This window comes from Ferrovibrio sp. GW821-FHT12B10, from assembly GCF_058807515.1.
The window spans coordinates 3,216,573-3,237,846 of record NZ_JBXAQT010000001.1; the positions used below are offsets into that span (position 1 = coordinate 3,216,573).

Sequence of the window (21,274 nt, forward strand, 5' to 3'; positions counted from 1 at the left end):
TTATGGGACAAACGCTAGCCGATTTATCAGGAGCGGAGAACCGTCTCCGTCAGGCCGCCGACGCCTTCCGTTGCGGCAACCACACGGTTGCGGCCGTCATTCTTGGCGCCATAGAGCGCCGCATCGGCACGCTGCACGAAACTGCTGAGCGCTTCGCCAAGGCGGTATTCGGCCACGCCGGCCGAAATGGTGATGCGGCCCAGTTCCTCGCCCGAGGTACGCTTCACCAGTTTGCGGGTGGCGATCAGCGCGCGGATGTTGTCGCCCAGCTTCACGGCTTGATCGGCGCGGGTGCGCGGCAGCAGCAGCGCGAATTCCTCGCCGCCATAGCGCGCCGCCAGATCCTGGCCCTTCACATTGTCGCTCAGCGTCCGCGCCACCAGCTGCAGCACGGTATCGCCGGTCTGATGGCCATGGCGGTCGTTAAACAGCTTGAAATGGTCGATGTCGAGCAGCATCAGGCTGAGCGGTTCGTGGTTCTCCTGCGCTGCCTTGGAGAACAGCGTCAGCGTCTGCTCGAAATTCTTGCGGTTGGCCAGGCCGGTCAGGCTGTCGGACAGCGCCTCGCGGCGGGCCTGCTCGAAATGCTCACGCAACTGCGTCACTTCCGCCGTGGTCTCGGCCAGGCGGTCTTCCAGCGACTGGTTGATCTCCTGCATGCTGCGGGTTTCCTGCAGCATGGCGCCGACCAGCGAGCCGAAGGCGGGCGCATTGCCATGCTGGTCCAGCTTGTCGGAGAAATCCTCCAACTTCTCGCCGTAGGAGCGCGTGTCCTCGCCGGCCGAGCCGATGTAGCTGCGCAGCTCTTCCATCGCATGCTGCAGTTTCTCGGTGGTGTCGCGCGAGGCGCGCAGCATGCGTGCCGGATTGAGGAATTCCTCATACAGCTGCAGCGTGGTGTCGGGCGTGAAGGGTTTGCTGGAGGCGAGCAGGGCGTCGATGGCGCGGCTAAGCGCCGGATCGCGACCGGCATGGTATTCATACCAGATGGTGAAATTGATCGGCGTCGGCGGGATCGAAAACCGCGTCATGCTGGCCACCGCCGCGTGGGCGAGTTCCGCTGCATGATGCAGGTCGTCGTGATACATACCGCGCTCCCCGTGCGCGGGCCGATCTCCCCCGATCCCGGCCTGCCGCGCGCGCCTATCTTGCGGCGGCGGACGGGCGGTTGTCCATCCGGCCGCCGATTAAAATAATTGCGGGAAAGTCAGATGCCGAGATAGCGGTGCTGGATGTCCGGGGCGGCCTGCAGGGCGGCGGAATCACCCTGCCAGACCACGCGGCCTTTCTCGATGACGTAATGCCGGTTGGCCAGCTTGGTCAGCGCGCCGACATTCTTATCCACAACCAGGATGGCCTGGCCGGTCTGTTTCAGACGTTCCAGACATTGCCAGATTTCCAATCTAATCAAGGGCGCAAGGCCTTCGGTGGCCTCGTCCAGGATCAGCAGATGCGGATTGGTCATCAGGGCGCGGCCGACGGCCAGCATCTGCTGCTCGCCGCCCGATAGCTGATTGCCCATGTTATTCACCCGCTCGGCGAGACGGGGAAACAGCTCGACCACGCGCTCATAGGTCCAAGGCTGCGCGGCGTTGTTACGATTGGCGGCAGTAGCGATCAGGTTTTCTTTCACCGACAGGTTGGGGAAAATCTGGCGGCCCTCGGGCACCAGGCCGACGCCGATCTTGGCGACCCGGTAGGAGGGCAGGCCGCGGATGTCGTCATTGCGGAAGCGGATGCGGCCCTTGGCGGCAGGCGTCATGCCCATGATCGAGCGGATCGTGGTGGTCTTGCCCATGCCGTTACGGCCCATGAGCGTCACAACCTCGCCGGCCTTGATGGTCAGGCTCATGCCGAACAGCACCTGGCTGCGGCCGTAGAAGGTGTCGATGGTGTCGACGGTCAGCAGGTCGGTCATCACACAGCCTCCGCTTCGTCGCCGAGATAGGCCTGGCGCACCTGTTCGTTGCGGCGGATCTCGTCCGGCGTGCCGGTGGCGATGCCATGGCCGTAGACCAGCACGGTGATGCGGTCGGCCAGCGCGAAGACGGCATCCATGTCGTGTTCGATCAGCAGGATGGTCACGCTGCCCTTGATCTTGCGCAGCATGGTGACCATGCGGGCGGAATCCTCCGGCCCCATGCCGGCCATCGGCTCGTCCAGCAACAGCAGCTTGGGCTTGGTGGCCAAGGCCATGGCGATTTCGAGCTGACGGTGTTCGCCGTGGCTGAGCACGCTGGCGGTGATATCGGCACGATGGGCCAGCCCGACCTGGTCCAGCGCAGCCATGGCCGGATCGCGCAAGGAGCGGTCCGTGCGGGCGTCGGTCCAGAAGCGGAAAGAATGGCCGTCATGGGCCTGCACGGCGAAGGCCACATTGTCGAGCGCGGTGAAATTCGGGAAGATCGAGGTGATCTGGAACGAGCGGGCGATGCCGATCTGCGAGCGCAGATGCACCGGCATCGTGGTGATGTCGCGGCCCATGAAATGGATGGTGCCGGCATCGGGGCGCAGTTCGCCGATCAGCTGACCGATCATGGTGGTTTTGCCGGCGCCATTGGGGCCGATCACGGCATGGATCTCGCCCGCCCGCAGGTCGAGCGAGAGATTGTCGGTGGCGGTGAGGCCCCCGAAGCGCTTCACCAGCCCGGAGACTTTCAGCACGGACTCAGTCATGGCCGTGCCCTCCCGTCGCAACCGCAGTGTTGCGGCGGCGCTGTTCCCACCAGATCGACAGCCCGAGCAGACCAAGGGCGCCGGCGAAGATCAGCGCCGGCACCAGCCAGTCGCGCTCATAGACGAGGTGGATGCCGTAGACGATGTAGAAGAGGCCGATGCCGGCCAGCAGCTTGCCGGTATGGCCACGCAGGATGGCGCCGTCGATGCCGCCGCGCGCGAAGATCACCACCAGCACCAGCAGGGGACCGAAGACGATCTTCCAGAATTCGGTCCAGCTCGAGAGGATTTCCTCCAGCAGCAGGAAGGCGACGGTGCCGAACAGCGGGCCGAACAGGCTGCCCATGCCGCCCAGAACCACCATCACGATCAAGTCACCTGAGCGGCTCCAGTGCATCATCGCGGGGCTGATGAAGCTGGTGAAGATGGCGGTCAGCACGCCAGCCAGGCCGCAGATCATGCCGGCGATGACAAAAGCCGTGAGGCGATAGCGGTGCACCGGAAACCCGATGGTGGCCATGCGGCGGTCGTTCGACTTGGCGCCCTGCAGCACCATGCCGAAGCGCGAATTCACGGTGCGGTGGCAGAGATAGATCGTGGCGAGCAGCAGCACCCAGCAAAGGTAATAGAAGGTGGGCTTGTGACCGAGATCGATCAGGCCGCCAAAGTCCGACTTCTTCATGATGTTGAGGCCGTCGTCGCCGCCGTAAGCAAACGCGCCGTTGCCGATGTAGTAGACCAGCTGGGCCAGCGCCAGGGTGATCATGATGAAGAAGATGCCCTTGGTGCGCAGCGACAGCAGGCCGATGATGACGGCGACCAGGCCGCTGATCAGGATGGCCAGCGGCCACTGGATCCAGGCGGCATGGATGCCATGGAAGCTGAGGATGCCGACGGTATAGCCGCCGATACCGATATAGGCGGCGTGGCCGAAGCTGACCATGCCGCCATAGCCCAGGATCAGGTTCAGGCTGACGGCGGCGATCGCCATGATGACGATGCGGGTGAACAGCGTCAGCAGGAAGGGATCGGAGAAGACGGCGGCATAGACCGGCACCAGGCCGAGCAGCGCCAGCAGGATCACGCCGACCAGGGTGGTGAAGTTGCGCGGCAGGGCAACAGGGAGAGCAGACGGGACAGACACGGACAACTCTCCTCAGCGGCCGGGCGCGGGGAACAGACCCGCCGGACGCAGCACCAGTACGGCAGACATCAGGATATAGATCAGCATGGATGACACCGCGGTCGCCAGCGTGCCGGCCTCGGACGGATTGAGGAAGGCGCTGAGCATGACCGGCAGGAAGGCGCGGCCCATGGTGTCGATGATGCCGATGGCGATGGCGGCAATGAAGGCACCGCGGATTGAGCCGATGCCGCCGATCACGATCACCACCAGCGCCAGGATCAGGATGTTGTCGCCCATGCCGATCTGCACGGTGGTGACGGGCCCGGCCATCAGGCCGGCGAGTGCCGCCAGCGCTGAACCAAGGCCGAAGACCAGCGTGAACAGCAGCTTCACGTCGACGCCGAGTGCGCCGACCATGTCGCGGTTCGATGCCCCGGCGCGGATCAGCATGCCGAGCCGGGTCTTCTGCACCAGCAGGTACAGGAAACCGGCGCAGAGCAGCCCGACCACGATGATCAGGAAACGATAGGACGGATAGGGCAGGCCGGGGATCACCTCGATCTGGCCGCTGAGCCAGAGCGGCAGGTCGATGGTCATGCCGCCGACGCCGAACATCAGGCGGGCGAGTTCGTTGAAGAACAGGATCAGGCCGAAGGTGGCCAGCACCTGGTCGAGATGATCACGGGTGTAGAGCGTGCGCAGCGCCACGACTTCGACGAGGATGCCGAGCAGCGCGCCGGCCGGCAGCGCCAGCAGCGCGCCGAGGAAGAAGTTGCCGGTCCATTGCGTGAAGACGGCGGCGAAATAGGCGCCCATCATGTAGAGCGACCCATGCGCCAGGTTGACCAGGTCCATGATGCCGAAGACCAGCGTCAGGCCGGCGGCCAGCAGGAACAGCAGCAGGCCGATCTGCAGTCCGTTCAGGAATTGCTCGAAGATCAGAAGCATGGTCTAGGCGCACTCATATAAAAGAGGGATGCGCCGCCGGGGCAGCGGCGCATCCCGGTTGGTCACATCTTGCACTTGGCCGCGTGCAGGTCCTGGTGCGCCGTCAGCACGGTGCTGACGGTGCGCAGGTCATAGCCGCCATCGGCCGTCTTGTAGGCTTCCTGCTGGTACACGTTCTGGATCGGGAAGTTGTTGTTGCCGAACTTGAACGGGCCACGCACGGAGTCGAATTTCGCCGCCTTCAGGGCCGCGCCGACCGCTGCCTTGTCCTTCAGGTTGCCCTTCACCGCGGTCACGGCGCTGGCGATCAGGTTCGCCGCGTCATAGGACTGGGCGCCGTAGAAGGCGGGCGAGTCCTTGTACTTCTTCTTGTAGTCAGTGACGAACTTCTGGTTCGCGGCATAGGGCAGGTCGGTGCCCCAGGTCATGGTGAGATAGGTATCCAGCACCAGGTCCTTTTGCAGTTTGAGCGTGACGGCATCAATCGTGAAAGCGGAATAAACCGGGATGTCCTTCTTCAGGCCGGCCTGGCTGTACTGCTGGTAGAACTGCACGCCGGCGCGGCCGGGGAAGAAGACGTAGACGGCTTCAGGCTTGGCGGCACGGATCTTGGAAATCTCGCCCGAGAAGTCGAGCTGGTCGGGCCACTTGGTCATGTCCTGGCCGATGACCTCGCCCTTGTAGAGCGCCTTCACGCCATTGGCGCCGTCGATGCCGGCGGCATAGTTCGGCGCGACCATGTAGAGCTTCTTGACGCCCTTCTGGTTCAGCAGTTCGCCGACGGCCATATGGTTCTGGTCATTCTGCCAGGAGGCGGCGAAGAAATAGGGGCTGCACTGTTCGCCGGCCAGCTGCGAGGGGCCGGCATTGGCGCTGATCAGGTAGGTCTGGGAGTCGATCACCGGCTTGTAGGAGGCCAGCAGGACATTCGACCAGATGTAACCGGCAACGAAATCTACGCGGTCGCGTTGCAGCAGCTTTTCCGTCTTCTGCTTGCCGACCTCGGGCTTCTGCTCGTCGTCCTCATAGACGACCTCGACGGCCAGGCCGCCCATCTTGCGGCCCATGTGATCGAGCGCTAGCTCGAAGGCGTTCTTCATGTCCTGGCCATAGGCAGCATTGGGGCCGGACAGCGTGGTGACAAAACCGATCTTGATCTTCTTCGCCGAGGTTTGGGCGGCGGCGGTGCCGGCCAGAACCGGCAGCGCGGTCAGGGCAGTGGCAAGAATTGCAATAGACTTGAAGCTGGAACGCATCCCTCGTGTCTCCTTCAGTGACATGCCTGCTTGCAGCGCATCGGATGATGCGCCGCCGCTACACAGTGTTTGTGTTGCAAGCCCTTGGGAGTCCCCCGCTGAGATATTTTAAGCATCAAATACTCTGTGAGGCAATCGGACAGTCACTAAAAGCCGGATGCGAAAGCGGGGCGCCGGTGTAATCCGACGCCCCGCCGATTTGCAGGTCAAATGCCGATTATTTCATCGTGCATTTGGCAGCATACGGGTCAGTCAGGTCCTTGTAGATCGTGCTGACCGTGCGGATGTCATACTCGGTGTCCGACACCTTGTAGACTTCCTGCTGGTAGATGTTGTGGATCGGGAAGTGGTTCTTGCCGAACTTCATCGGGCCGCGAACCGAATCGAACTTCGCCGCTTCCAGCGCCTTGCGGACATTGTCCTTGTTCTTCAGGTCGCCCTTGGTTGCAACCACCGCCGAAGCGATCAGGTTGATCGTGTCGTAGGACTGGGCGCCGTAGAAGGTCGGCGTGTCCTTGTGCTTTTTCTTGTACTCGCCGACGAACTTCTGGTTGGCGGCGAAGGGCAGATCGGACGCCCACCAGAGGGTCTGGTAGGTGTCGAGGGTGAGGTCCTTCTGCAGCTTCAGCGTGACGGAGTCGACGGTGAAGGTGGAGTACAGCGGGATGTCCTTCTTCAGACCGGCCTGGCTGTACTGCTGGAAGAACTGCACGCCCGCGCGGCCCGGGAAGAAGACGAAGACGGCGCCCGGCTTGGCGGCACGGATCTTCGAAATCTCGGCCGAGAAGTCGAGCTGGTCAGGCCACTTGGTCATGTCCTGGCCGACGACCTGGCCCTTGAATGTGGACTTCACGCCATTGGCCATGTCCTGGCCGGCGGCATAGTTCGGCGCCACGATGTAGAGCGACTTCACGCCCTTCTGGTTCAGTACTTCGCCGGCGGCCATGGTGTTCTGGTCGTTCTGCCAGGAGGCGGCGAAGAAGTTCGGGTGGCACTGCTCACCCGCCAGCGGCGAGGGACCGGCATTGGCGCTGATCAGGAAGGTACCTTCATCGACCACCGACTTGTAGGAAGCCAGCAGCACGTTCGACCAGATGTAGCCGGCGACGAAGTCGACCTTGTCGCGCTGCATCAGTTTTTCGGTCTTCTGCTTGCCGACTTCGGGCTTCTGCTCGTCATCTTCGTAGATGACTTCAACCGGGATGCCGCCCATCTTGCCGCCGAGGTGGGCGAGGGCCAGCTCGACGCTGTTCTTCATGTCGACGCCGTAGGCCGCATTGGGGCCCGACAGCGTGGTGACGAAACCGATCTTGATCTTCTTGTTGGCCTGGGCCGCCGCCGGCTGGGCGACAAACGGCACCGCCGCGAGCGCCAAAGCGCTGGTCAGGCGAAGTGCAGTTGACATCTTCATCATGAGTCCCTCTCCCTGCGCAGTCCCGGTTGTCGGGCTGCTGCTCCTGTTATGGCCCCTGCCGCAGCGTCATGCGGTGAATGCCCCTGTACGCGTACCTTACTCTACGCTTGCACGATGCGTCCAAACCGACCTTAGGCGGCGGGACGAACCGGTACACTTCACAAAGCTGCGGGGGTTTCCGGTGGCCGTCCGGACCTTTGGTCCGATGCAGTTGGCCCCGAAGCCGCCTCGCGGCGTTTCCTCTGAATTCTTATGCGACAGGTACTATAATGCCGGTCAATCCCGCCGCAAGCACTATTGTGCAGACTCGATACCGGTTCCTCCGGCTGCAACCTTAAGCAATCCCGATAAGGGTCCAATGGACGCAGCGGAGGGAAACTTGCACTTTTCCGCTCAGCCGGACCGGAACAGGTCAGCCCTGCTTGCGCAGCACGAAACGCTGCACCTTGCCGCTTTCGGTACGCGGCAGGGCGTCGATGAATTCCACGGCGCGAGGGTATTTGTAGGGCGCGATCTCGGCCTTCACGAAATCCTGCAGGGCCTTGGCCGTATCGGCGCCGGTTTTGGTTTTGTCGCGCAGGACCACGAAGGCCTTCACTATCTGGCCGCGCTCGGGGCAGGGGGCTGCGACCACGGCGCAGTCCTGCACCAGCGGATGCAGCAGCAGCACGGATTCCACTTCCGGGCCGGAGATGTTGTAACCGGCCGAGACGATCATGTCGTCGGCACGCGCCTGATACCAGTAGTAGCCGTCCTCGTCGCAGACATAGGCGTCGCCGGTGAAGTTCCAGCCGTTCTGCACATAGGCCTGCTGGCGTTCGGGGTTGTCGAGATAGCGGCAGCCGACCGGGCCGCGGATGGCGAGGCGCCCGACCGTGCCCGGCGGCACCGGCTTGCCATCCTTGTCGAAGATGCCGGCTTCATAGCCAGGGATCGGCTTGCCGGTCGCCCCGGGGCGGATGTCGTCGCCAGCGGATGTGATGAAGATGTGCAGGATTTCCGTGCCGCCCAGGCCATCGATCAGTTTGACGCCGCTGGCGGCTTCCCAGCCCAGATAGGTCGCCTTGGGCAGGGTCTCGCCGGCCGAGACGCCTTTCTTGAGCGATGAGATATCGTAATTCTTCGCCATGTCGGTCATGGCGCGATAGGCGGTCGGCGCGGTGAACAGGATGCTCACCTTCTTGGCCTGGATGGTCTCCAGCATCTTCTGCGGATTGTATTGCTCGACCAGAACGGTCGACGCACCGACATGCATGGGGAAGGTGACCAGTGCGCCCAGGCCGAAGGTGAAGGCCAGCGGTGGTGAGCCAGTGAAGATGTCGTCCTTGGTCGGCTGCAGCACATAGCGGTTGAAGGTGTCGCAGATCGCCATCACGTCGCGATGGAAATGCATGCAACCCTTGGCCGGGCCGGTGGTGCCGGAGGTGAAAGCGATGAGGCAGACATCGTCCCAGGCCGTATCAACGGTCTGGAAATCCGTCGGCTTGGTCGCCATCAGGCTTTCCAGCGAGTCCGGACTGTCCTTGTAGAAATAGCAGACGCGCTTGAGGTTCTTTGACTCCTTCAGCGTCGTTTCCATCTCGTCATGCAGGCGCCAGTCGCAGATCGCCAGCTCGATCTCGGCCTTCTCGGTCATGAAGGTGAGTTCGCGCCAGCGATACAGCGGCATGGTGGCGACCGCGATGGCGCCGACCTTCATCACTGCGAACCAGCAGGCGACATACATCGGATTGTTGGGCGAGCGCAGCAGCACGCGGTTGCCCGGCTTCACGCCCAGATCGTCCACCAGTACGCGGGCAATGCGATTGGCGGTCTCCAGCAGATGCTGGTAGGTCCAGACCTCGTCATTGTAATGAATGACCGGGCGGTCGCCGTGTTTTGCCGCCTGCTTGTCCAGCAGCTCGGTCGCGCAGTTCATGCGCTTGGGATAGGCCTTCAGCTCGGGCAGCGTGTCCCACAGCATGTCGGGCCACTGCTCCAGCGGCGGCAGGTGATCGCGGGCAAACGTATCGGTATGAGCGGAGGATTCAAAAACGTGCTTAGCGATGGGCATGACGAACCTCTGACGACGGCAAGGCAGGTTCGGCGAACGGGAGGGGCAGTTCGATACGCACCGCATCTGATGGCGGTGTTGCACGGCCGGCGGCATCATGGCCACGGACGTAATAGGTGTAGCGCAGGCCGCCCAGTACCAGCTTGTCGGCATGCTTGGTCGACTTCACGGCCTCGGTGACGCGCGGATGGCCGTCGTCTTCGGCGCGATAGATGTTGTAGCCGGCGATGGCCGCCGCGCCGGGCACAGCCTTGTTCCAAGTCAGCTTGATCTGGCCCTTGTCGACGGTGGCGGTCAGCCCCGCGCCGCCCTCGGGCCAGTGCGGCGCATCGCCATCGGTGGCATCGGCCGGCGCCTGCGTCAGGCCCTTGGGCCAGAGGAAGCAGGTCACTTCCTTGAAATTCTCGTCGAGCTGCTTGCAGACGTTGCAGTAGATGCAGCGCACGATCTGGTCGCTGCGCATCTCCTCGACCTTTTTCACCCAGTCGGGATCGGCCAGTAGCTGCCGCGCCATGCCGATCATGTCTGCCTGGCCATTCTGCAGCAGGGCTTCCGCCTCTGCAGGCGCACTGATCTTGCCGACCGAGATCACCGGCGTGTCGAAGCCCTTGGCATTGATGAACTGCTTGATGCCAGCGGCCAGATGGGCATGCGGCAGCGACGGATACCAGTCGCCCGGCATGCAGCGGTCGCCGGAATAGCCTGTGTAAGGGTAGAGCGGCTGGCCCTCGCGATGCACGGCATCCTCGAACTTGCCGCCGACCGAGAGCGAGATGTAGTCGACGCCGAGTTGCGCCATGCGCAGTGCGATCAGCTTGGCATCCTCGACGGTATAGCCTTCCTTGATCGCTTCCTCGGCGAGGAAGCGCACACCGACGGTCCAGTCGGCACCGACATATTTGCGCACGGTCTGCATGACGCGGCCGAACATGGCGAGCCGCCCTTCCAGCGTGCGGCCGTCATAGTCGTCGCGGCGCGGATTGCGGCGCGACAGGAAAGAGGACAGCGTATAGGCATGGGCCGAGTGCAGCTCGACGCCGTCATAGCCGGCCTGGCGCGCACGCAACGCAGCCTGACCGAACTCGTCGATAATGCGATCGATATCCTCGACCGACAGGCTGTCGATGGTCTGGCGCCAGCCCGAGCGCGCGACTTTCAGGAAGTGGATGATCTGCGGCACGACCTTGGAATCGGATGTGCTGTGCACCTGATCCACCAGGTCGCGATGGCCCGGGATGAATTCATCGCCCGAGAGCCGCAGCAGCGGCCCGGACTTGTTGCTGTGCACGGCCGTCGCTTCGACAACAATGAGCCCTACATGCCCTTGCGCGTAGCGCACATAGCGATCGATGATCGGCTGGTTGACGAAGCCGTCTTCCCCCGACAGCCTGGTCACCATGGCCGGCACCGCGACGCGGTTCGGCAGGGTGACGCCGTTGAGCTTGAGCGGGGAGAGGATCTTCATCCGGCTTTCTCCTCGGCGGCGTAAGCGGCATAGGTCTGCCCGGCGATCACCAGCTTGTTGATCTCGGTGGTGCCTTCGTAGATGCGCAAGGCGCGCACTTCGCGATACAGGCTTTCCACCATGTTGCCACGGGTGACGCCAAGGCCACCCCAGAGCTGCACGGCGGCATCGATCACGCGCTGCGCCGCCTCGGTGGCATACATCTTGGCCATCGAGGCCTCGCGGGTGACGCGGGCGGCGCCCATGTCCTTGGTCCAGGCAGCACGATAGATCAGCAGCGCCGAGGCATCGATCTCGGTCGCCATGTCGGCGATCTTGGCCTGGGTGAGCTGGTAATCGGCTAGCTTCTGGTCGAAGACCTTGCGTTCATGCACGCGGTGCAGCGCCTCGTCGAGCGCGCGGCGAGCAAAGCCCAGAGCGGCCGCCCCGACGGTCGAGCGGAAGACATCCAGATTGCTCATGGCGATCTTGAAGCCTTCGCCCGGCTTGCCGATCAGGTTGCCGGCGGGGATGACGCAATCCTTGAACTCGAGGCGGCCGAGCGGATGCGGCGCCATCACATCGATGCGCTCAGGGACGCTGAAGCCCGGCGTGCCGGCCTCGACCACGAAGATCGCAAGGCCTTTCGCGCCGGGCGCATCGCCAAGGCGAGCAACGACGGTGTATTGATCCGCGATGCCGCCATTGGAAATCCAGGTCTTCACGCCATTGAGGCGATAGCCCTGTCCACCTGGTACAGCCACCGTGCTGACGGCGGCGACATCGGACCCGGCATCGGGTTCGGACATGGCCAGTGCCGCGATCTTGGTGCCGTTGGCGACGCCGGGCAGCCAGCGCTGCTTCTGTTCGGGCGTGCCGAACTGGCTGATTGGGCCGGAACCCAGCCCCTGCATCACGAAGGCGAAGTCGGCCAGCCCGTGGTGATAAGCCAGCGTCTCGCGCGCGAGAGCAAGCGAGCGCACTTCCAGCTTGTCGTATGTGCCGCCGCCATCCTTGGGTACGGTCAGGCCGAGAAAGCCGTCCTTGCCAAGCTGCGCCACGAACTGCCGGCAGACGGCATCGATATCTTCATGCACATCATGATGCGACGCATGCTGCCTGGCCCAGGCCTGCAGCTTCGCCGCCAGCGTGCGATGACGCTCTTCGAAAAACGGCCAGTGCAGATAGCTGGTGTCCGCCATCTCAGTTGCCCTCGAAGACGGGTTTCTGCTTTGCGACGAAGGCATGATAGGCGCGGGCGAAATCTTGGGTCTGCATGCAGATCGCCTGCGCCTGGGCCTCGGCCTCGATAGCGGCATCCAGATCCATCGACCATTCCTGGTGCAGGCAGGTCTTGGTGATGCCATGCGCGAAGGTGGGGCCGTCGGCGAGCTCCTTGGCCAGCGCCTGCGCATCGGCCAGGACTTGCTCGGGTGCGATCAGCCGGTTGTAGAAGCCCCAGCGTTCGCCTTCCTCGGCACTCATGCTGCGGCCGCTATAGAGCAGCTCGGCAGCGCGGCCGGAGCCAATGATGCGCGGCAGGATGTTGCAGGCACCCATGTCGGCGCCGGCCAGGCCGACGCGCACAAAGAGAAACGCCGTCTTGGTGCGCGGCGTGGCAAAGCGCAGATCGGACGCCATGGCGAGGATTGCGCCGGCACCGGCACAGATGCCGTCGACTGCGGCGATCACCGGCTGGGGGCAATGCTGGATCGCTTTAACCAGATCGCCGGTCATGCGGGTGAAGGCGAGCAGACCCGCCATATCGCCGGCGTCTTTCATCTTCACCAGCGGGCCGATGATCTCGTGCACATCGCCGCCGGAGCAGAAGTTGCCGCCTTCGCCGGTGATCACGACCGTTTTCACGTCGGTGACGGTATTCAGCGCGCGGAAGGTGTCGCGCAGCTCGGCGTAGGACTCGAAGGTCAGCGGGTTCTTGCGCTCGGGGCGATTGAGCGTGACGGTCGCCACCTTGCCGTCGACCGACCAGCCGAAATGCTTCGGCCGGAAATCCTTCGCCAGTGTCGTCACAGCTTCTCTCCCTGATCGTCGACGGCGTTCTGGTGCACCGACTGCTTCAGCTTGCCCAGCAGCTGGAACAGCTGCTGCATGTCCTGTCGGCTCAGGCCGTTCATCATCCGGTCGATCCATTCTTCATGGACCGGCGTCATGTCGTCGAAGGCCTTCTTGCCGGCGGGCGTCAGGCTGATATGGCTGGAGCGGCGGTCGCGCAGCGAGGGCGTGCGCTTGACCAGGCCTTCCTCGACCAGACGGTCGGCCAGACCGGTGATGTTGCCGTTCGACACCATCATGCGGGCGCTGAGCTCGCTCATGGTGAGGCCTTCCGGCGCACGGTCGAGCTGGGCCAGCAGATCGAAGCGGGGCAGGGTCGTGTCGAATTGCGTGCGCAGCGCGCCGCGCACATTCTGCTCGATCAGGCTGGAGCAGGTGAGCAGGCGCAGCCAGAGCCGCAGCTCCAGCTTGTCGTCGCGGGTGGCCGAGGTTTCACGGTCGTTGGCCGGCACCGGCTGTCTTGCTTCGCTCATGACATCACTTCTCCTCCGGCGACCGCGATGGCCTGCCCGGTGATTGAGGCCGCGGCGTCGCCGGCCAGCCACAGCACGGCATCTGCCACTTCCTGTGGCTGGATCAGACGGCCCTGCGGATTGCTTTTCGCCAGTTCGGCGCGCGCCTCTTCCGCGCTGCGGCCGGTTTTCTTCACGATGGTGTCGATGGTGGCCGCCGTCATGTCGGTATCGACATAGCCGGGGCAGACCGTGTTCACCGTGATGCCGCTGGTGGCGAATTCGCGCGCCAGCGCCCGGGTCAGGCCGACCACGCCATGCTTGGCCGCCACATAGGCGGCGACATAGGCATAGCCGGTGAGGCCGGCGGTCGAGGCGATATTGATGATGCGGCCGGATTTGCGCGGCAGCATGCCGTCGATGGTGGCGCGGGTGACATGGAAGACGCTGGAGAGATTGACGGCCAGCATCTGGTCCCAATGCGCAGCCGTCATCTTCGCGAAGGCCTGACTGGCGCCGAAACCGGCATTGTTCACCAGGATGTCGATCGGTCCGCCGGCCTCGACGGTCTGCCGCACCATCGCAGCCGCCGCATCTGCATCGGTGAGATCGGCCGTCACGATGGCGTGTTTCCCTGGAAGGGAGGCGCGGCGTTGCTCCAGCAGGGCCTGGTCGCGACCGCTCAGCGTGACACTGGCGCCGCGCGCGGCCAGGCTTTGCGCAATCGCCCAGCCGATGCCCTTGCTAGCGCCGGTGACAAGCGCGTGCTTCCCGGCGAAATCGCCGGGGCCTGCGGAAATCGGCCTCGTCACCAGTTCCGTCATGCCGAGCCCCTCCCGAGGGCGTCAGATTTATTTTAAGTATAAAATAAATCCCAGCCGCCGACAAGATCACCTTCGCGCGACAAACACGCGTCTGGCAGACACGGGAGACTGGTGCGGGATGCGGGTGAAGGCGACTTGGCCGGGCAAGTATGGTAAACAAACCAAAGCGATTCGCCGGGGGACGTCGAGAACGACGATGAAAGTGTCAGGTCTGATAGCCAAGCCGCTCGGCAAGGGATTGGTTGCGGTATTCATGGTTGCCGCCCTGTCCGGCTGTTCACTCTGGAACAGCAGTGGCAGCAGCAGTGGCACCTCGACCGAGAGCGGCCAGCGCGGCAGCGGTCCGCCGACGCAGATTTCCGGCGTCGCGCTGCCCGAAGGCTATTCGCTCGACACCAACCGCACGATCATTCTGGGCGAGGGCGACCGCTGGATCGGCCGCCTGTCCTACAGCGTGAATTCGTCGGCTGATTCCATGTTCGATTTCATTCGCCGCGAGATGGCGAATTACGGCTGGACCGAAGTGTCGGTGGTGCGCGCCGAAACCAGCCAGCTCACCTTCCTGTCGGGCGGCGGCGACCGCGTGGCCTCGGTGCTGATCGCGCGCTCGACGCTGTATGGCTCGAAGATCGACATGACCGTCGCGCCGTCGACGGGCAGCACGGTGACGACCGCACCGCGCGCGGCAGGCAATCGTCCCCGCTGACAGGGACGGCCAAGCCTACCAAATCTAGTTGAATGCCTTGAAGGTGATGAGCGTGAAGGTGTCCTTCACGCCGGTGATCGTCTGCAGCTTGTTGACGACGAAATGACCGATGTCCTGACCATCGGAGAGATAGCATTTCATCATCAGGTCGTACTGGCCGGAGATCGAATGCACTTCGGAGACCTGCTCGACCTCCTCAACAGCCTTGACCGCCACGTCATAGGCGCGACCGAGCTCGCATTTCACCATCACGAAAATCGTCTGCATCGCCGGCTCCGTTTGCTCGTCCTGGTCCGACTGTAGTCGAACTCAGGCCCGGCTCGCAATCAGTGCAGTTTGATCAGGAGGCGCGACGGCTCGGGCGCAGCAGGAAGTCCGGCACATGGTCGCCCATGCCGACAACCGGCGGTTCGCGGTCTTCGCGATGGTCGCGACGGCCACGATCCCCACGGTCACGGTCATTGCGGTCGCGCCGGCCCTGTTCACCCCGATTATTCTCGCGGGGGGTCTGCTCGCGAGCTTCACGCGGCGGCTTTTCCGCGCGCGGCTGGCGCTCGGGGCGGGGTTCATTGCGGGGCTGGCGTTCAGCACTTGGCTGCTCGACGCGGGCCTGCTGCTCGACCGGGGCCTGCTCGGCTACAGCGGCTACCGCGGTCGGCTCCATCGAGGCGTCGCTGGTGCGCGGCTCGCGGGTGCGGTCCTGGCTGCGTTTGCGGTCGCCATCGCGATCTCGGCCACGGCCGCCGCGACCACGACCCTTGCGGTCGCCGCCCCGTTCGCCACCACGCTCGCTGCGTTCACCTTCGCCACCAGCGGCGGCGACGGCGGCAGCGTTCTCTTCGTGCGAGAAGCCATGCAGCTCCATCACCGGAATTTCGCGCTGGATCAGGCGGGTAATGGCGGAGAGATACTTGCCGTCCTCGCCAGCGACCAGCGTGAAGGCGCGGCCGTTCATGCCGGCGCGGCCGGTGCGGCCGATGCGGTGCACGTAGTCTTCCGGATGGGTGGGGACATCGAAATTGAACACATGGGTCAGGCCCTGGACGTCCAGGCCGCGCGCGGCCACGTCGGAGGCGACCAGAATGCCGATCTCGCCCTTCTTGAATTTCTCCAGCGTCGCGGTGCGCTGCGACTGGTCCAGATCGCCATGCAGCGGCTGGGCGTCGAAGCCGTGACGGGCCAGCGACTTCGCCAGGATATCCACGTCGCGCTTGCGGTTGCAGAAGATGATGGCGTTCTTCACATCCTCGTTACGGATCAGAGTGCGGAGCGCCTCGCGCTTGAGGCGATGCGGCACCTGGATCTGGAACTGGGCGATCGACTCAGCCGTCGTCGCCTGGCGCGCAACCTCGATTTCCTTCGGGTTGCTGAGGAACTTGTCGGCCAGCTTGCGCATGTCGGCCGCCATGGTGGCCGAGAAGAACAGCGTCTGGCGCAGCGGGGGCAGCATTTTGCCGATCCGCTCGATATCGGGCATGAAGCCCATGTCCAGCATGCGGTCGGCTTCGTCGATCACGAAGATCTGCACACCGGTCAGCATGACCTTGCCGCGCTCGAAATGGTCGATCAGGCGGCCCGGCGTGGCGATCAGCACGTCGACGCCACGATCCAGCAGTTTTTCCTGCTCGGTATAGTTCACGCCACCGATCAGCAGCGCCATCGAAAGCGGCGAGTTCTTGCCGTATTTGTCGAAGCTCTGCGCGACCTGGTCGGCCAGTTCGCGGGTCGGCTCCAGGATCAGGGCGCGTGGCATGCGGGCTCGGGCGCGGCCGCCGGCCAGAATGTCGATCAGCGGCAGGGTGAAGCCGGCCGTTTTGCCGGTGCCGGTCTGGGCTGTGCCGAGAACGTCGCGACCCATCAGCACGATCGGGATGGCCTGGGCCTGGATCGGGGTCGGGGTGGTGTAACCAGCTTCGGCGACAGCCTTCAGAACAGGCTCGCTCAAGCCTAGATCGGCGAATTCCATGGATTTCCGTATTTATATTGACGGCAGCAGCGCAAATGCGCACCGTCCGCGGGCGGACAAGACCATAGCGGCCCCCTTGAGTCAATCCCAATGTGAGCGGCTAGAAACAGCAAAATCAATCGGTTATCGTCCCCAACCAGACAAATTTACCCCAGCAGATTTCTTTGGCGGAGACCCCTATGAAGCTCATCGACGAAATCGTCGCCAACAAGGCTCAGCTCACCGACTGGCGGCGCGACCTGCATATGCATCCCGAAACCGCCTTCGAGGAGCATCGCACGTCGGAATTCGTCGCCAAGACGCTGGAGTCCTTCGGTATGCCGGTGCATCGCGGCTTGGCCAAGACCGGCGTGGTCGGCACGCTCAAGGCTGGCAAGGGCAACCGCGCCATCGGCTTGCGCGCCGACATGGATGCGCTCGATCTGATCGAGATGAACGACTTTGGCCACAAGTCCAAGCATGAGGGCAAGATGCATGGTTGCGGCCATGACGGCCATACCATCATGCTGCTGGGCGCGGCGCAGTATCTGGCCAAGTCGAAGAAATTCGACGGCACCGTGCATTTCATCTTCCAGCCGGCCGAGGAGAATGTCGCCGGCGGCAAGGTGATGGTGGACGAGGGACTCTTCACCAAGTTCCCCTGTGAGTCCGTCTTCGGCATGCACAACATGCCCGGCATCGATGTCGGCAAGTTCGCTGTGCGCACCGGCCCGATGATGGCCTCGGCCGACATGTTCTGGATCAAGATCAAGGGTGTCGGCGCGCATGGCGCCTATCCGCATCGTGGCGTCGATCCGGTGGTGATCGCCGCCGAGATGGTGTTGGCGCTGCAGAATATCGTGGCGCGCAACGTCGATCCGCTGCAGTGCGCAGTTGTCAGCTGCTGCCAGATCCAGGGCGGCCATACCACCAACGTGATTCCGGAAGAGGTGATGATCGCCGGCACCACGCGCGCCTTCCTGCCTGAAGTGCAGGACCTGATCGAGGCGCGCATGAACCAGATCGTCACCGGCATTGCCGCCAGCCATGGTGCGACCGCCAAGCTGGACTATCAGCGCCGCTATCCGCCGACCATCAACACCGCCGAGGAAACTGAGCTGGCCGCCAACGCGGCCGCCGCCGTGGTGGGCGGCGAGAATGTGCTGCGTAACGTCAATCCCAGCATGGGTGCGGAAGACTTCGCCTGGATGCTGCGCGAAAAGCCCGGTTCCTATGTCTGGATCGGCAACGGTGCCGGCGAAAGCAGCTGCATGGTCCACAACCCGCGCTACGACTTCAACGACGAGGTTCTGCCGATCGGCGCCAGCTACTGGTCGCGCCTGGTCGAGTCGATCCTGCCGGCCGCTTAAGCGAAGGACCGCGGAGATGGGCTTCAAGGTGAAGTTCTGGGGCGTGCGCGGCAGCATTGCGACGCCGTCTCCGCGACACATGGTGTTCGGCGGCAATACGTCTTGCGTCGAGCTGAAGATCGGCAGCCGCACGATCATCCTCGACGCGGGCACCGGCATCCGCAATCTTGGCCACTGGCTGCTGCGCCGGAACGTGACCCAGGGCGACATCTTCCTGTCCCATACGCACTGGGATCACATCAACGGCTTCCCGTTCTTCTCGCCGGCCTTCAAGGATGACCGCCACTTCACCATCCATGCCGGGCATCTGTCCGACAAGGGCGGGATCGGTCACGCTTTGCAGTCGCAGATGGCGCAGCCTTTCTTCCCGGTGCCGCTCGACAAGATGGGCGCCAAGATCGAAAGCCGGGATTTCCGTGCCGGCGACAGCTTCAATCTGGGAGACAGTATTCGCGTGCGGACGACGGCGCTGAACCATCCAGACGGCGCCACCGGCTACCGGTTCGAATATGGCGGCAAATCCCTGTGCTATGTCACCGATACCGAGCACACGCCGGGCAAGCCGGACCAGAATATCCTCGGCCTGATCGAGGGCACCGACCTGCTGATCTACGACAGCACCTATACCGACGAGGAATATGAAAGCCATGTGGGCTGGGGCCATTCGACCTGGCAGGAAGGCGTGCGATTGAGCCGCGCCGCCGGGGTCAAGGCCCTTGCGATTTTCCATCATGATCCCGATCATGAGGACCAGTTCATGGAAACGCTGGAAGCCGAAGCCCGGCAGCTATGGTCCGGCGCAATAGTGGCGCGTGAAAACATGCGCGTTAATTTGCTGTAGGGGGGAGTATGGCGCGTCTGTATCTGGTGCGGCATGCCAAGGCGGCGGCCCGATTTGATGAAGATCCCGATCCCAGCCTCTCGGAAGAGGGCAAGGAGGCGGCGGTCGATCTCGCGTTGACCCTGGAGACCCTGGGGCCGATGCCGATCTACACCTCGCCGATGGAGCGTGCGCGCGAAACCGCGATGCCGCTGGCCAACCGCTGGGGCGTGGTGCCCGAGGTGAGCGCGGCCTTCAGCGAGATTCCCACACCCAACGAGATCGCCGAAAAAGGTCTGGCGGCGCGCGGCCCCTGGCTGCAGCAGATCGCCCAGCAGAAATATCCGGCGCAGCCATCGATCATCCGCGCCTGGCGCGAAGGCCTGATCGGCATGATGAAGTCCTGCCGCAGCGACACGATCGTCTTCACCCATTTCATGGTGATCAATGCAGCCCTGGGCGCGGCGCTGAACGACGAACGCATGGTCGTCATGCAGCCCGACTATTGTTCCTGTACAATTGTGGAAACCAGTTCGCGCGGCCTGGCGCTGATCACGCGCGGCGTCGAGGCCACGACGAAAGTCTTCTGATAGCCTGCGTATGCAGGGACGGTTGTCCTTGGCCGGGGCGAACCATCTGGCTAAGCTGGCGACGGGCCTGTGAGGATATCCCGGCATGAATGTGAAACCGGAGATCAAGACTGAACCGACGGCGATGCCTGACGGCTATGTGCTGGAAGAGCAGGTCGGACAGCTGATCCGGCGTGCGCATCAGCGCCACACCGCCCTGTTCCTGGCCATGATTGGCGACAGCCAGGTCACCACCACGCAATACGCGGCACTGGTGAAGCTCTACGAGATGGGCGAGCTGTCGCAGAACCACCTCGGCCGCCTGACCGCAATGGATCCGGCCACCATCCAGGGTGTGATCCGTCGCCTGACCGGCCGCAAGCTGATCTCCCATCGCCCCGACAAGAACGACAAACGCCGCCGCTGTCTTAGCCTCACGAACCATGGCCGCGAGCTGGTGGCGCGCCTGCTCGCCAACGGTCCGAAGGTGAGCAAGGCCACGCTCGATCCGCTGACTCCGGCGGAACAGCAGCAATTCGTGGCGCTTATCAAGCGTCTCACCTGATCGCATCCAACGGTTTTTTGCGCGCAGCAATGGCTTTGCTGCGCTGCCGCATCCTTGAGCAGTCGCTGCATATATTTTGACGTTGACTCTTTTGAGGCAGCGACGCAGCATCATATGCGTACGAACGATATTGGCCTGCGGGGGTGGGCGTGGCGTTCGTATGCCGGCGGAGGCCCCAAAACCGATGGCGTCATATCTGCGTCCGACGAATCTGGCCGAAGCGCTCGATCACCTGAGCGCTGCAACGCCGGTGATTCTGGCCGGTGGCACAGATTACTACCCCGCCCGCGTTGGCCGCGCGCTGGATGATGACATTCTCGATGTCACCGCCATTCCCGAACTTCAGGGCATCAGCGAAACCGATGATCACTGGCGCCTGGGTGCCACCGTCACCTGGGGCCAGCTGACTGCCGCCCTCAGCCTGCCGCCGCTGTTCGATGCGCTGCGCCAGGCGGCGGGCGAGATCGGCGGCGTGCAGATCCAGAATTCCGGGACGATCGCGGGCAATCTCTGCAATGCCTCGCCGGCCGCCGACAGCGTGCCGCCGCTGCTGGCCATGCGCGCGCGCGTCGAATTGCGCAATGCGAAAGGCCGCCGCGACGTGGGTTTGGGCGAGTTCATCACTGGCAATCGCCGCACCGTGCTCAAGCCCGGCGAACTGCTGTCCGCCGTGCTGATCCCGAAGCCGAAAAAGGAGGCGCAGAGCCTCTTCCTCAAGCTGGGCGCGCGTGAATACCTCGTCATTTCGATCGCCATGGTTGCCGTGATGCTGGAGATCGAGAACAACATCGTGTCCAGTGCCAGCGTGGCGGTCGGCGCCTGCTCGGCGGTGGCGCAGCGCCTGGTCGCGCTGGAATCCGAACTCACCGGTCGCCGGCTGAACACGGCCCTGGCAAACCGGGTGAAACCGCAGCATTTCGATGGTCTGTCGCCGCTCGACGACATCCGCGCCAGCGCCGACTACCGGCGCGAGGCCGCGATGGTGCTGGTGCAGCGCGCGTTGACCATGCTCGGCAAGAAGGGAAGCTGAACG

General features: G+C 63.6%; 21 protein-coding genes. 6 read left to right on the forward strand and 15 right to left on the reverse strand.

The features are described 5' to 3' along the window. Positions 1–26: 26 nt before the first annotated feature. The 13 genes from AC1RRT_RS16060 to AC1RRT_RS16120 all read right to left on the reverse strand — a co-directional run bounded on the left by AC1RRT_RS16060 (position 27) and on the right by AC1RRT_RS16120 (position 14,266). Positions 27–1,088 (reverse strand): diguanylate cyclase, encoded by a 1,062-nt coding sequence (locus tag AC1RRT_RS16060; RefSeq protein WP_493014817.1) that lies wholly within the window; start codon positions 1,086–1,088, stop codon positions 27–29. A 119-nt stretch (positions 1,089–1,207) separates the two neighbouring features. Then, complete coding sequence (locus AC1RRT_RS16065; protein WP_493014818.1) at positions 1,208–1,918, reverse strand: ABC transporter ATP-binding protein; 711 nt, start codon at positions 1,916–1,918, stop codon at positions 1,208–1,210. Further along, positions 1,918–2,676, reverse strand: coding sequence for an ABC transporter ATP-binding protein (locus AC1RRT_RS16070; RefSeq protein WP_493014819.1), 759 nt, complete (start codon positions 2,674–2,676; stop codon positions 1,918–1,920). Before AC1RRT_RS16070 ends, AC1RRT_RS16065 begins: the two co-directional genes overlap by 1 nt. Next, positions 2,669–3,820, reverse strand: coding sequence for a branched-chain amino acid ABC transporter permease (locus AC1RRT_RS16075; RefSeq protein ID WP_493014820.1), 1,152 nt, complete (start codon positions 3,818–3,820; stop codon positions 2,669–2,671). Before AC1RRT_RS16075 ends, AC1RRT_RS16070 begins: the two co-directional genes overlap by 8 nt. A gap of 12 nt (positions 3,821–3,832) precedes the next feature. Then, a complete protein-coding gene (locus tag AC1RRT_RS16080) occupies positions 3,833–4,750 on the reverse strand; it encodes a branched-chain amino acid ABC transporter permease (RefSeq protein WP_493014821.1) in 918 nt (305 codons plus the stop codon). A gap of 62 nt (positions 4,751–4,812) precedes the next feature. Then, on the reverse strand, positions 4,813–6,006 hold the full coding sequence (locus AC1RRT_RS16085; RefSeq protein WP_493014822.1) for an ABC transporter substrate-binding protein: 1,194 nt from the start codon (positions 6,004–6,006) through the stop codon (positions 4,813–4,815). Positions 6,007–6,223: 217 nt separating this feature from the next. Beyond that, positions 6,224–7,420, reverse strand: coding sequence for an ABC transporter substrate-binding protein (locus AC1RRT_RS16090; RefSeq protein ID WP_493014823.1), 1,197 nt, complete (start codon positions 7,418–7,420; stop codon positions 6,224–6,226). A 412-nt stretch (positions 7,421–7,832) separates the two neighbouring features. Then, on the reverse strand, positions 7,833–9,473 hold the full coding sequence (locus AC1RRT_RS16095) for an AMP-binding protein (protein WP_493014824.1): 1,641 nt from the start codon (positions 9,471–9,473) through the stop codon (positions 7,833–7,835). Further along, entirely contained in the window at positions 9,460–10,938 is a 1,479-nt protein-coding gene (locus AC1RRT_RS16100; RefSeq protein ID WP_493014825.1) for an oxidoreductase, read from the reverse strand. Before AC1RRT_RS16100 ends, AC1RRT_RS16095 begins: the two co-directional genes overlap by 14 nt. Beyond that, positions 10,935–12,119, reverse strand: coding sequence for an acyl-CoA dehydrogenase family protein (locus AC1RRT_RS16105; protein ID WP_493014826.1), 1,185 nt, complete (start codon positions 12,117–12,119; stop codon positions 10,935–10,937). Before AC1RRT_RS16105 ends, AC1RRT_RS16100 begins: the two co-directional genes overlap by 4 nt. Before the next feature lies 1 nt (position 12,120). Further along, complete coding sequence (locus tag AC1RRT_RS16110; protein WP_493014827.1) at positions 12,121–12,948, reverse strand: enoyl-CoA hydratase family protein; 828 nt, start codon at positions 12,946–12,948, stop codon at positions 12,121–12,123. After that, positions 12,945–13,463 (reverse strand): MarR family winged helix-turn-helix transcriptional regulator, encoded by a 519-nt coding sequence (locus AC1RRT_RS16115; protein WP_493014828.1) that lies wholly within the window; start codon positions 13,461–13,463, stop codon positions 12,945–12,947. The genes AC1RRT_RS16110 and AC1RRT_RS16115 overlap by 4 nt, the downstream gene beginning before the upstream one ends. Beyond that, positions 13,460–14,266 carry an SDR family NAD(P)-dependent oxidoreductase gene (locus tag AC1RRT_RS16120; RefSeq protein ID WP_493014829.1) on the reverse strand — a complete coding sequence of 269 codons (807 nt, stop codon included), beginning with the start codon at positions 14,264–14,266 and terminating at the stop codon, positions 13,460–13,462. Before AC1RRT_RS16120 ends, AC1RRT_RS16115 begins: the two co-directional genes overlap by 4 nt. A 196-nt stretch (positions 14,267–14,462) precedes the next feature. On the opposite strand from AC1RRT_RS16120, the gene AC1RRT_RS16125 reads away from it, so the two are divergent. Next, positions 14,463–14,972: a hypothetical protein gene (locus AC1RRT_RS16125; protein WP_493014830.1), complete on the forward strand. Its 510-nt coding sequence runs from the start codon at positions 14,463–14,465 to the stop codon at positions 14,970–14,972. 24 nt (positions 14,973–14,996) lie between these two features. Here AC1RRT_RS16125 and AC1RRT_RS16130 read toward each other — a convergent pair whose 3' ends face one another. Together AC1RRT_RS16130 and AC1RRT_RS16135 are read right to left on the reverse strand one after the other, a co-directional pair. Beyond that, positions 14,997–15,239, reverse strand: a complete 243-nt coding sequence (locus AC1RRT_RS16130) for an Lrp/AsnC ligand binding domain-containing protein (protein ID WP_492971107.1) — start codon at positions 15,237–15,239, stop codon at positions 14,997–14,999. 73 nt (positions 15,240–15,312) lie between these two features. Beyond that, on the reverse strand, positions 15,313–16,938 hold the full coding sequence (locus tag AC1RRT_RS16135) for a DEAD/DEAH box helicase (protein ID WP_493014831.1): 1,626 nt from the start codon (positions 16,936–16,938) through the stop codon (positions 15,313–15,315). 179 nt (positions 16,939–17,117) lie between these two features. On the opposite strand from AC1RRT_RS16135, the gene AC1RRT_RS16140 reads away from it, so the two are divergent. The 5 genes from AC1RRT_RS16140 to AC1RRT_RS16160 all read left to right on the forward strand — a co-directional run bounded on the left by AC1RRT_RS16140 (position 17,118) and on the right by AC1RRT_RS16160 (position 21,271). Further along, complete coding sequence (locus AC1RRT_RS16140) at positions 17,118–18,287, forward strand: M20 aminoacylase family protein (protein WP_493014832.1); 1,170 nt, start codon at positions 17,118–17,120, stop codon at positions 18,285–18,287. Positions 18,288–18,303: 16 nt separating this feature from the next. Continuing rightward, the gene (locus tag AC1RRT_RS16145; RefSeq protein WP_493014833.1) at positions 18,304–19,128 is read left to right on the forward strand and encodes an MBL fold metallo-hydrolase; all 825 of its coding nucleotides are present in this window, start codon (positions 18,304–18,306) and stop codon (positions 19,126–19,128) included. A gap of 8 nt (positions 19,129–19,136) precedes the next feature. Next, positions 19,137–19,697 carry a histidine phosphatase family protein gene (locus tag AC1RRT_RS16150; RefSeq protein ID WP_493014834.1) on the forward strand — a complete coding sequence of 187 codons (561 nt, stop codon included), beginning with the start codon at positions 19,137–19,139 and terminating at the stop codon, positions 19,695–19,697. An 85-nt stretch (positions 19,698–19,782) separates the two neighbouring features. After that, positions 19,783–20,241, forward strand: coding sequence for a MarR family winged helix-turn-helix transcriptional regulator (locus AC1RRT_RS16155; RefSeq protein WP_493014835.1), 459 nt, complete (start codon positions 19,783–19,785; stop codon positions 20,239–20,241). Between the two features lie 184 nt (positions 20,242–20,425). Next, entirely contained in the window at positions 20,426–21,271 is an 846-nt protein-coding gene (locus tag AC1RRT_RS16160; protein ID WP_493014836.1) for an FAD binding domain-containing protein, read from the forward strand. Positions 21,272–21,274: the final 3 nt, after the last annotated feature.

Coding starts and splice junctions, on each gene's coding strand:
- AC1RRT_RS16060 (WP_493014817.1), bottom strand. CDS start 1,088: ATGTATCACGACGACCTGCATCATGCAGCGGAACTCGCCCACGCGGCG.
- AC1RRT_RS16065 (WP_493014818.1), bottom strand. CDS start 1,918: ATGACCGACCTGCTGACCGTCGACACCATCGACACCTTCTACGGCCGC.
- AC1RRT_RS16070 (WP_493014819.1), bottom strand. CDS start 2,676: ATGACTGAGTCCGTGCTGAAAGTCTCCGGGCTGGTGAAGCGCTTCGGG.
- AC1RRT_RS16080 (WP_493014821.1), bottom strand. CDS start 4,750: ATGCTTCTGATCTTCGAGCAATTCCTGAACGGACTGCAGATCGGCCTG.
- AC1RRT_RS16085 (WP_493014822.1), bottom strand. CDS start 6,006: ATGCGTTCCAGCTTCAAGTCTATTGCAATTCTTGCCACTGCCCTGACC.
- AC1RRT_RS16090 (WP_493014823.1), bottom strand. CDS start 7,420: ATGATGAAGATGTCAACTGCACTTCGCCTGACCAGCGCTTTGGCGCTC.
- AC1RRT_RS16095 (WP_493014824.1), bottom strand. CDS start 9,473: ATGCCCATCGCTAAGCACGTTTTTGAATCCTCCGCTCATACCGATACG.
- AC1RRT_RS16100 (WP_493014825.1), bottom strand. CDS start 10,938: ATGAAGATCCTCTCCCCGCTCAAGCTCAACGGCGTCACCCTGCCGAAC.
- AC1RRT_RS16105 (WP_493014826.1), bottom strand. CDS start 12,119: ATGGCGGACACCAGCTATCTGCACTGGCCGTTTTTCGAAGAGCGTCAT.
- AC1RRT_RS16115 (WP_493014828.1), bottom strand. CDS start 13,463: ATGAGCGAAGCAAGACAGCCGGTGCCGGCCAACGACCGTGAAACCTCG.
- AC1RRT_RS16120 (WP_493014829.1), bottom strand. CDS start 14,266: ATGACGGAACTGGTGACGAGGCCGATTTCCGCAGGCCCCGGCGATTTC.
- AC1RRT_RS16125 (WP_493014830.1), top strand. CDS start 14,463: ATGAAAGTGTCAGGTCTGATAGCCAAGCCGCTCGGCAAGGGATTGGTT.
- AC1RRT_RS16130 (WP_492971107.1), bottom strand. CDS start 15,239: ATGCAGACGATTTTCGTGATGGTGAAATGCGAGCTCGGTCGCGCCTAT.
- AC1RRT_RS16135 (WP_493014831.1), bottom strand. CDS start 16,938: ATGGAATTCGCCGATCTAGGCTTGAGCGAGCCTGTTCTGAAGGCTGTC.
- AC1RRT_RS16140 (WP_493014832.1), top strand. CDS start 17,118: ATGAAGCTCATCGACGAAATCGTCGCCAACAAGGCTCAGCTCACCGAC.
- AC1RRT_RS16145 (WP_493014833.1), top strand. CDS start 18,304: ATGGGCTTCAAGGTGAAGTTCTGGGGCGTGCGCGGCAGCATTGCGACG.
- AC1RRT_RS16150 (WP_493014834.1), top strand. CDS start 19,137: ATGGCGCGTCTGTATCTGGTGCGGCATGCCAAGGCGGCGGCCCGATTT.
- AC1RRT_RS16155 (WP_493014835.1), top strand. CDS start 19,783: ATGAATGTGAAACCGGAGATCAAGACTGAACCGACGGCGATGCCTGAC.
- AC1RRT_RS16160 (WP_493014836.1), top strand. CDS start 20,426: ATGGCGTCATATCTGCGTCCGACGAATCTGGCCGAAGCGCTCGATCAC.